The organism is Acetobacterium sp. UBA5834, assembly GCF_002435675.1.
GTDB classification, from domain to species: Bacteria; Bacillota; Clostridia; order Eubacteriales; family Eubacteriaceae; genus Acetobacterium; species Acetobacterium wieringae.
In genome coordinates, this window is sequence record NZ_DJGY01000063.1 from 57,994 (window position 1) to 67,003 (window position 9,010).

The following is a 9,010-nucleotide window of genomic DNA, read 5'->3' on the forward strand; positions in this document are numbered from 1 at the left end:
TCATGATTTATGATGTTGTAATTTTAGGTGGCGGCCCTGCTGGGCTAGCCGCAGCTGTTGAAGCTAAAAATGGTGGAGCAGAAAATGTTCTGATCCTCGAGAGAGACCGGGAACTGGGCGGTATCCTTAACCAATGTATCCATAACGGTTTCGGTTTACATACCTTTAATGAAGAATTAACAGGGCCAGAATACGCTGAACGTTATATTCAGAAAGTCAAAGATCTGAATATCCCCTATATGCTGGATACCATGGTACTTGATATGCACGACAATGGTGATCTTAAGTCCATCCACGTCATCAATGAAGAAAACGGGTACATGATTATTGAAGCCAAGGCTGTCATCTTAACCATGGGCTGTCGGGAACGAACATCTGGAGCCATTGGAATTCCTGGATACCGTCCTTCTGGCGTCTTCACTGCCGGTACGGCCCAGCGGTTTATAAACATGGAAGGCTTTATGCCCGGTAAAGAAGTGGTTATCCTCGGATCTGGTGATATCGGACTGATTATGGCCCGCCGAATGACCCTGGAAGGTGCCCATGTTCAGGCAGTCTGTGAGCTGATGCCCTACTCCAATGGTTTGGTTCGTAATATTGTTCAGTGTCTGGATGACTATGATATTCCATTAAAATTAAGCCATACCATTACCTTTATCCACGGTAAAGATCGCTTAGAAGGGGTTACCGTTGCCAAGGTTGATGAAAAGCTCAAAGTCATTCCCGGCACCGAAGAGTATATTCCCTGTGATACCCTGTTGCTTTCTGTTGGATTAATCCCCGAGAATGAAATTACCCGTAATGCCGGGGTTGTCATGGATAATCGCACGAATGGTGCCATTGTTGGCGAACTGCGTCAAACCTCTATGCCGGGTGTGTTTGCCTGCGGCAATGTTGTTCATGTTCATGACCTGGTGGATTTTGTCAGCGAAGAAGCGGTTCTTGCCGGTAAGGGTGCCGCAAAATTCATCAAAGGCGAGCTTGATAATGAAATTACCTTCACCACCACCAACGGCGACGGCATCGGCTATGTTGTTCCCCAACAAGTTGCCATGAAAAATGTTGAAGACAAGGTTACCTTCTATATGCGGGTTCGTCAGGTCTTTAAAGATAAGGTCGTTAACGCCTATATCGGTGATCAGTTAATCGCCACAAAAAAAGAAAAGAAATTACTACCCGCTGAAATGGTAAACTTTAAAATTGCCAAAGATGTTTTAGCTCAATATCCTGCCGGAGAAATCCGATTTGTCGTAGAGGAGGCCAAATAATGAAAAAAGAAATGACCTGTATTGTTTGCCCCATCGGGTGCCAAATGACGATTGAAGAAAAAGCTGATGGTACCTACGAGGTCACCGGTAACACCTGTAAACGTGGCCCTAAATATGCCATTAATGAAATGACCAACCCCACCCGGGTAATTCCGACCACCGTGGTCATCAAAAACGCCATGCTGCCCCGTCTGCCAGTTAAGACGGCAGAACCAATCCCTAAAGGCCAGATTTTTGATGCCATGGCTGCAATTAACCAGGTGGTTGTCGAAGCACCTGTTAAAACCGGCGATGTTGTCATCAAGGATCTTTTAGGTCTTGGCATTGATGTGGTCGCCACCAGAACCATGGACAAATGTTAGTCCCATTGATCTAGACAGTTAAAAAAGAGTCTGAAGATAATCTCACCCATTATTTTCAGCTCTTTTTTATTTTTTACTCATATTTTTCACTCTTCATATTCGTAACAACAAAATATTAATTTGTTACAAAACAGACATTGAATTACAACCATCTTTTATGATAAGTTTAACTATACAAATTCTCTTATCAAAGGTGCCCTTACATGTACAAAAAAAACACCCCCCCTTTTAATAAAAGCCTGGCAGTTTTCATTCTCATTCCCTGTATCATTATTATCATCGTCCTGCTTATTCATTATCAAAGCGTCGCCCGAGAAAACGCTAAGGTTACTGAAGGAATTCAGGCCCTAACCACCTTAGAAACCCGTGATCTTTATACCATGGAAGAAAAAATTGATTATATGAAGCGCAAAGCCATCGATTCCGGAGATTATTCCGCTTTGTTTGGTAATGCGGTTGTTTTTGGTGATTCGATTGCTGAAGGTCTTGGTTTATACGGATTTTTAAGCCCAACCTCGCTGGTGGCGGTGATGGGAAAATCCACCGAAAACAGTCTTGAAGATGTACCAAGTCTGGTTAATCTGGCTCCCCGTAGTGTTTTTTTTGAGTTGGGGCTTAATGATATCAGCCATCCCGACAGTACGCTTGATTCCTATCTCAGTCATTATGAAAAAATCATCGACGCAGTGCGCCTGCAATTACCCAACACCCAAATCTATCTTTGCAGCATCTTTCCGGTTACCGATGAAACCCTGAAAGAGAAGCCGGAATTCAGTCAAATCGAGACCTACAATACTGCCCTAGCGGAAATGGCCAAACGCAAAAACATCCATTATATTGATACCTACACCTTTTTAAAAAATAATCCGCAATATCACGAGCAGGATGGCATCCATGTCATTCGGGAATTTTATCCCATCTGGATGGATACCCTGGTCAATAACAGTGATCTGAAAAATTTGCTGTAGAATTGGAAGCTTATGAAAAAATTTGCTGTACTGCTTGTTATTTTAATACTGATTCTTCCCTGTTTTGGCTGTCAGACTGCTGACCAGGCGGCCTTATCGCAAGTTGAAGCTGATCTGCTGGCTACATCCCAAAACCTCAACGGAATGACAAAAGGCGATGGAAAAGCCTTAAAACGGTATTATGGTCTCAATATCAACGACTTTCAAGAAGTGTTGATTTACGTTCCGGCAAATTATATGGACGTTTCCGAAATTTTGGTGGTAAAAGTTGCGGACTCGGCCCAGTTGGATCTGGTTGAGACTGCTGTGGATACCCGAAATGCCATCCAACAGGAAAGCTTTGGCGGCTACGGACCTGATCAGGTTGCTCTGCTTGATAATTATGAGCTTAAAATTGTTGGAAACACACTTTTTTATTGCGTGTCACCGGATGCAGCCGCACTAAAAGACACCTTTGTCAAAAGCATAAAGAATAGTCAGTAAGGAGCAACCATGGTTTTTAGCAGTATCTTATTTATATTTGCCTTTTTACCCATTGCCTTGGGTCTCTATACCCTTGTCCCCAAACAGGGAAAAAACCTGATCTTGCTTCTGGTCAGTTTGTTTTTTTACGCCTGGGGCGAACCGGTTTATGTATTCTTAATGCTATTCACCATCGTCTTCGACTTTGGGATGGGGATCTTCATGGAAAAAAAGCCCCATCTCGTTCGCAAGCGAATTTTTATTTTTACCGTCATTGTAAATCTGAGTTTTCTGTTCTTTTTTAAATACTGGGGTTTTCTACTTGATACCATTAACCAACTCTTTAGTTTGAGTATCCCCTATACACCGTTGCCCTTGCCGATTGGAATTTCATTTTATACCTTTCAGATACTATCTTATGTGGTCGATATTTATCTGGGTAAGGTTCCGGTTCAAAAAAACATTGTTTCCTTTGGTTTATATGTCACCATGTTTCCCCAGCTGATCGCCGGACCCATCGTCCGCTATAAGGACATTGATGACCAGCTCTCCGATCGGGTGATGAATCAGGAAAAATTTGGAATTGGGGTAGAACGTTTTATCCAGGGACTTGGAAAAAAAGTCCTGTTGGCCAATAACATTGGTTATGTCTGGACACTTATTTCGGCCATGGATGTGGGGGAAATGTCGGTACTCACGGCCTGGATTGGAATTATTGCATTTACCTTTCAAATCTATTTCGACTTCAGCGGCTATTCGGATATGGCCATTGGTCTGGGGAAAATGTTCGGTTTTGAATTTCTGGAAAATTTCAATTACCCCTATATTTCCAGAAACGTGTCTGAATTCTGGCGACGTTGGCATATTTCACTGGGCACCTGGTTTCGCGAATACCTTTATATTCCACTCGGTGGAAATCGTGTTGCCATCCCCCGGTTATTTTTAAACCTTTGTATTGTCTGGTTATTAACTGGGCTCTGGCATGGTGCCAGCTGGAATTTTGTTATCTGGGGCGGCTATTACGGGCTGATTCTTTTTACTGAAAAAGTATTTTTAAACCGTTTACTCGAAAAACTGCCCACATTCATCCAACACACTTACACCCTCCTATTGGTCGTGATTGGCTGGGTCTTATTTGCCAGTCCGGATATGGGATTTGCCCTGTCTTATCTCCAGGTGATGTTTTTTACCGCTGGTGCATCCCCAATTGATACAACCGGCCTTTATTACCTGTATACCAGTCTTATTCTATTTTTAATTTGCGGGATCTGTTCAACCCCCATCGTCCATCGGCGTTATACTAAACTGATTCGTAGTGAGAAAAACTGGGTCATACCATTTGGTCTGGGACTGAACAGCCTGATCATGTTTTTATCCATTGCTTATTTAGTTACCGAAACATACAATCCCTTTTTGTATTTCAGATTTTAGGTGAGGCCTTATGCGAAAACAAGATAACCACCGGGAGCACGATCAATACTCCCATTCACTCTACTATAAAAAATACATCAACTTGTTGGGTCTGCTTTTTATCGGCAGTCTTGTCTTTTTTCCCCTGGCTTCGCTGATTTTACCGGATACTAAACTATCTGCAAATGAAAACCGGATATTAACCCAATTTCCCCGTTTTTCGGCAGATAGCGTAGTCGATGGACGCTATATGAAAAAAATGCAGAAATATACGGCTGATCAGCTAATCGGCCGGAATTTTTGGATTTACACCAAAACCAGCACCGACCGCATCATTGGAAAGAATAGCTCGAATGGGGTATTTTATGGCAAAAATTCTACGCTGATTGAAAACTTCGATCCCTTACCGGCTGATCAAACGGAAGAAACAAAAACTGCACTTAACACCTTCGTCGAAAAACATTCCGATCTGAATCACTTTTTCATGCTGGTTCCCAATGCGATTAGTGTCACTGATGAAAAATTACCGGCTTACGCTCCGGTTTTGAACCAAAACACCTATATAGACAGCTTTACTGCCAGTTTAAGTGACCAGCTAACCATCCTTGATCCCCGACCAATTCTTAAGCAGAATAAGGATCAAGCGTTATATTATAAGACGGATCATCATTGGACTACTCTGGGGGCCTGGCTGTCGTTTCAAGGTGTTGCCAACGCATTGGGAATAAAACCGGACACCGATGCATACACCATCTATCCAGTCAGCCATTCATTTTCTGGAGCGCTTGCATCCAAAAGCGGCTACTTGACCTTTGTTACGGATACCATTGATGTCTACATCCCCAAAAATGAAGATGATTATTCAGTCGTGAATTTTATCGAAGAACAAAAAAAATCGGCATCTCTTTTTGACAGTGAACAACTCAAAGGAAAAGACAAATATGCCGTTTTTCTATCCGGTAACCATCCCCTGATAAAAATCAAAAATCCGGTAGCCAACGGCAAAAATCTGTTGATCATCAAGGATTCTTATGCCAATGCCTTTATCCCCTTCCTAACACCATTTTATAGCGAGATCACCGTTATTGATCCCCGTTATTACTATGATAGCATCGAAGCGTTGATTGCTGACGCTCAGATTACCGATATTCTATACCTCTTTAATGCCAACACTTTTTTCCGGGACACCACCTTGGAACCGGTACTGAATGATGACTAACGTTAAAAGGGTTCCCACCAGTCTGGCGGAAACCCTTTTAACGTTAGTTGCGGTATTCATATTTTAATTTGATTTTGTCACCTCGAAAGACCACTTTTGAATATTCAAAAGGTTTATCTTCCTTATCAAAAAGAATATCTTCCAAAACAAGCAAAGGATAGCCTTGCGGCACTTTTAGCAGTTTGCTTTCTTTTTCAGATGCCGTCACCGATTCGAACGTTTCGATGACACGGCTGGGTTTTAAATTATATTCTTTTTCCAGAAGAATACAAAGTTGTTCTTCTTCAAGCGCCTGATCACTGAGATTCTTACCCAAATCAAAAGGAATCCGGGAATAATGAAGGCTGATCGGCTCGCCTTTTAGAAAACGCAACCGCTCAATTTCGAGTATTGGTGCGCCTTGAGGACATTGCAAACGCTTTGCAACCGAAAAAGAAGCTTCCTTTTCGGTAACATTTAACAACTCGGTGGTGATTTCGTACCCCATTCGTTCCAATTGTTCTCTAAATCCCATATAAGCCAGCGACTCTGTCATGATCTTGGGTTCTGCAACAAAGGTACCTTTACCAGGGACTCGATAGAGAACACCATCCTGTACCAACTGTGAGCATGCTGAACGTATTGTCATTCGACTGACACCGTAAATACGGTTCATCTCACTCTCCGATGGTATCGCTGTGTTTGGCTTCCAAATGCCTTCTTCGATGTTATTGCGGATTAACTCTTCCAATTGTATGTACAGTGGTTTTGGGTTTTCTCGCTTTATTTTGTACATATCAATACTTCCTTCCATAAAACTCCTTTGTACAGCTTATTTAGCAAAATATCTTTCATTTTATCATAGACGCAATCGAATTGAAAGAGTGATCCACTAAAATCGTTTTTTTTCTGTTTATTTTAATTTTGCAAACTGTGAATAGATGCAATTATCATTTAATGCGCTATACAAATTTTTGTAAATGTCATAAATGTCGTTATACTTCTTGACATTTTCAGGTACGGGCTCAATGGTCTCCAGATAACGAACCATTGAATTGACACCTTCGGTAACATCGTTAAACCACCCGGCACCAACCCCTGCTATCACTGCCGCTCCTACAATGGTGGCATCGGGTATCTCCAGCTTACGAATTGGAACTCCAAACATATCTGCAATAATCTGGCGCCATGCTGCAGATTTTGTCGCCCCGCCCGTGATCGCAAGTTGTTTTAAAAGCAATCCGGATTTCTTCATGGTTTCATACATGTCCTTACTTTCCAAGGTAATCCCTTCCATAACCGAACGAATCATATCACTCTTAGAATGTGCGAACGTCAGTCCCGCAAAAATCCCTTTCGCTTCAGGATTCCAATACGGATAACCCGATCCGGTCAGGAATGGCATGAAGACAATTCCCTTTGATCCGACTGGACTTTTTTGAATATGATAATCCATTACTTCATATGGATCAAGCCCCGTTTTTTTGCCGAATGCAACTTCAATTTCAGCCAACTCATCCCTTGCCCATCGATAACTGCTGGCAGCACCCAGTTGGATTCCCTCAAGATTGTATAATCCCAATGATGCCGATGAAGTTGCCATGACCCCCGGAACATCTTCCAAGACCAGATTTTTTGTCCCAACCACCAAAAGTCCGGCGGTACCCAGTGTTAACGATGCATAGCCATCCTCAATTACGCCTGCGCCGATTGCTGCGCATTGTTGATCTCCACTTCCGGCAACAAGTAGTGTACCGACTGCCAGACCCGTTTTTTCCGCCGTGGTAGGTGTCACTTTTCCGACAATATCACCGGGTTTCACTAGTTTGGGGAATTTTGTTTTATCAAAACCAAAAGCATCAATAATGTTGTCCGCCCAATCCATTGTATTCGGATTAAGATAGCCAGATGTACAGGCATTGGTCACTTCGCAATAAAAATCATCTGCTCCAAAACAATATTGGATATACTCCGGCATCATCGCCACATACTTGGCTTTTTCATATAATTCGGGTCGTTTCTTTATTAACCATAACAATTTGATAAACGTAAAGGTAGGTGCCATTGGCATACCAGTGCTTCTAAAAAAAGTATCGGGATCCACCAGTGCCATGGCTTCTTCTAAAATCTCAGCACCACGATTATCCTGCCAGCCATAAAAAATGTTATCGATGGCCTGATTATTATTATCGACCAGTGTAAACGTTGCCCGTTGGCAAGAAAATCCAACTGCCTCAATTTCCTTTGGATCAAGGCCTGATGATGTGACTGCTTGTTTACAGGCTTTAAAGGTTTCCTCCACCAGTAAATCCACATCCTGTTCAACCCAGTTGGGACTTGGATAGTTGCAGGGATACTCACCATATCCTTTGCCATAGATTTGGCCTTTTTTGTCAAGAATCATCGCCTTTGTACCAGTTGTTCCCACATCAATACCGATTAAATACTTACCCATATTCAAATTCTCCTTTAATAATAAAAATTAACTTCTAAACCATGAATTAATTTAATATTATGCTTAGTAAAAGGGAATTTTGCTCAGCAATGTGATGAAAATGATCGCTTTGGCTTAGCCATTATACTGGGGTACTAGTCCAATCTCACGCATTTGATCAAAGGCGTCGATTATCGCAACCGCAGCTCGTGTACCGATCAGATCAGCTCCTGCCAAGATAAATACATAGGCATTTTGAGGCCGTGGGAATTTAACCCCGGCAACCTTGAGTTTAACATCCGTTTCCGCCAACGTCTTTTTCATAATCAGAAACTGTTCCATACTGGGTCCTTCAAATTGACCGGTTGAGGTTTTGGCATAATCAATGCCAACTTCTGCAATCAGTTTGCAGGCTGCTGCTATTTCCTCGTCACTTAAAAAACAGGTTTCAATAATGCATTTGGTGATATGACCCTGCGCTGCGGTTTTGAAATCCATCAATTCGCCTTTTATCACATCGTATCGTTTGTCTTTTAACGCCCCAACGTTCATGACCAGATCTAAAACGGTGCAACCAGCTTTTACTGCCTGTTCGGTTTCAAAGGCTTTAACAATCGATGCCGATGCACCAAAGGGAAAATCAAGACCGGTCCCGATATGAATGTCTGTTTCTTTTAATTCATCCACCACCACAGGCGTCCAATAAGGTGTCGCAGAATAAAATGCGGCACAATTATAGGCTACTGCCTCACGACAACCGGACCGGATATCAGCTTCAGTGGTGTTTTTAGGCAACACCGAGTGATCGAAACACTTTCCCAGGGCTTTTTTATCCATTTTTGATAAATCAACCATAACTACATACCTCCTAGTTTTATTTTATAGTAGGCGTTTGCAAAACGCCACAG

9 protein-coding genes are annotated in these 9,010 nt (G+C 42.3%); 6 read left to right on the plus strand and 3 right to left on the minus strand.

What is annotated here, in order from left to right:
- Positions 1-2: 2 nt before the first annotated feature.
- From B3F51_RS13200 to B3F51_RS13225, 6 genes are all read left to right on the plus strand, one after another.
- Entirely contained in the window at positions 3-1,268 is a 1,266-nt protein-coding gene (locus B3F51_RS13200; protein ID WP_207648642.1) for an NAD(P)/FAD-dependent oxidoreductase, read from the plus strand.
- The gene (locus tag B3F51_RS13205) at positions 1,268-1,630 is read left to right on the plus strand and encodes a DUF1667 domain-containing protein (protein ID WP_070370090.1); all 363 of its coding nucleotides are present in this window, start codon (positions 1,268-1,270) and stop codon (positions 1,628-1,630) included. The genes B3F51_RS13200 and B3F51_RS13205 overlap by 1 nt, the downstream gene beginning before the upstream one ends.
- 203 nt (positions 1,631-1,833) lie before the next feature.
- A complete protein-coding gene (locus B3F51_RS13210; RefSeq protein ID WP_286947541.1) occupies positions 1,834-2,598 on the plus strand; it encodes a GDSL-type esterase/lipase family protein in 765 nt (254 codons plus the stop codon).
- 12 nt (positions 2,599-2,610) lie between these two features.
- Positions 2,611-3,081, plus strand: a complete 471-nt coding sequence (locus B3F51_RS13215) for a DUF4358 domain-containing protein (protein ID WP_070370092.1) — start codon at positions 2,611-2,613, stop codon at positions 3,079-3,081.
- Between the two features lie 9 nt (positions 3,082-3,090).
- A complete protein-coding gene (locus B3F51_RS13220; protein WP_286947543.1) occupies positions 3,091-4,491 on the plus strand; it encodes an MBOAT family O-acyltransferase in 1,401 nt (466 codons plus the stop codon).
- A 10-nt stretch (positions 4,492-4,501) separates the two neighbouring features.
- The gene (locus B3F51_RS13225) at positions 4,502-5,689 is read left to right on the plus strand and encodes a DHHW family protein (protein ID WP_148638763.1); all 1,188 of its coding nucleotides are present in this window, start codon (positions 4,502-4,504) and stop codon (positions 5,687-5,689) included.
- 43 nt (positions 5,690-5,732) lie between these two features.
- Here B3F51_RS13225 and B3F51_RS13230 read toward each other — a convergent pair whose 3' ends face one another.
- The 3 genes from B3F51_RS13230 to deoC form a co-directional block, all read right to left on the minus strand.
- Entirely contained in the window at positions 5,733-6,464 is a 732-nt protein-coding gene (locus B3F51_RS13230) for a GntR family transcriptional regulator (protein WP_242871571.1), read from the minus strand.
- Between the two features lie 117 nt (positions 6,465-6,581).
- Positions 6,582-8,123: an FGGY-family carbohydrate kinase gene (locus B3F51_RS13235; RefSeq protein WP_286947546.1), complete on the minus strand. Its 1,542-nt coding sequence runs from the start codon at positions 8,121-8,123 to the stop codon at positions 6,582-6,584.
- A gap of 114 nt (positions 8,124-8,237) precedes the next feature.
- Positions 8,238-8,957: a deoxyribose-phosphate aldolase gene (gene deoC, locus B3F51_RS13240; protein ID WP_250933285.1), complete on the minus strand. Its 720-nt coding sequence runs from the start codon at positions 8,955-8,957 to the stop codon at positions 8,238-8,240.
- Positions 8,958-9,010 lie beyond the last annotated feature (53 nt).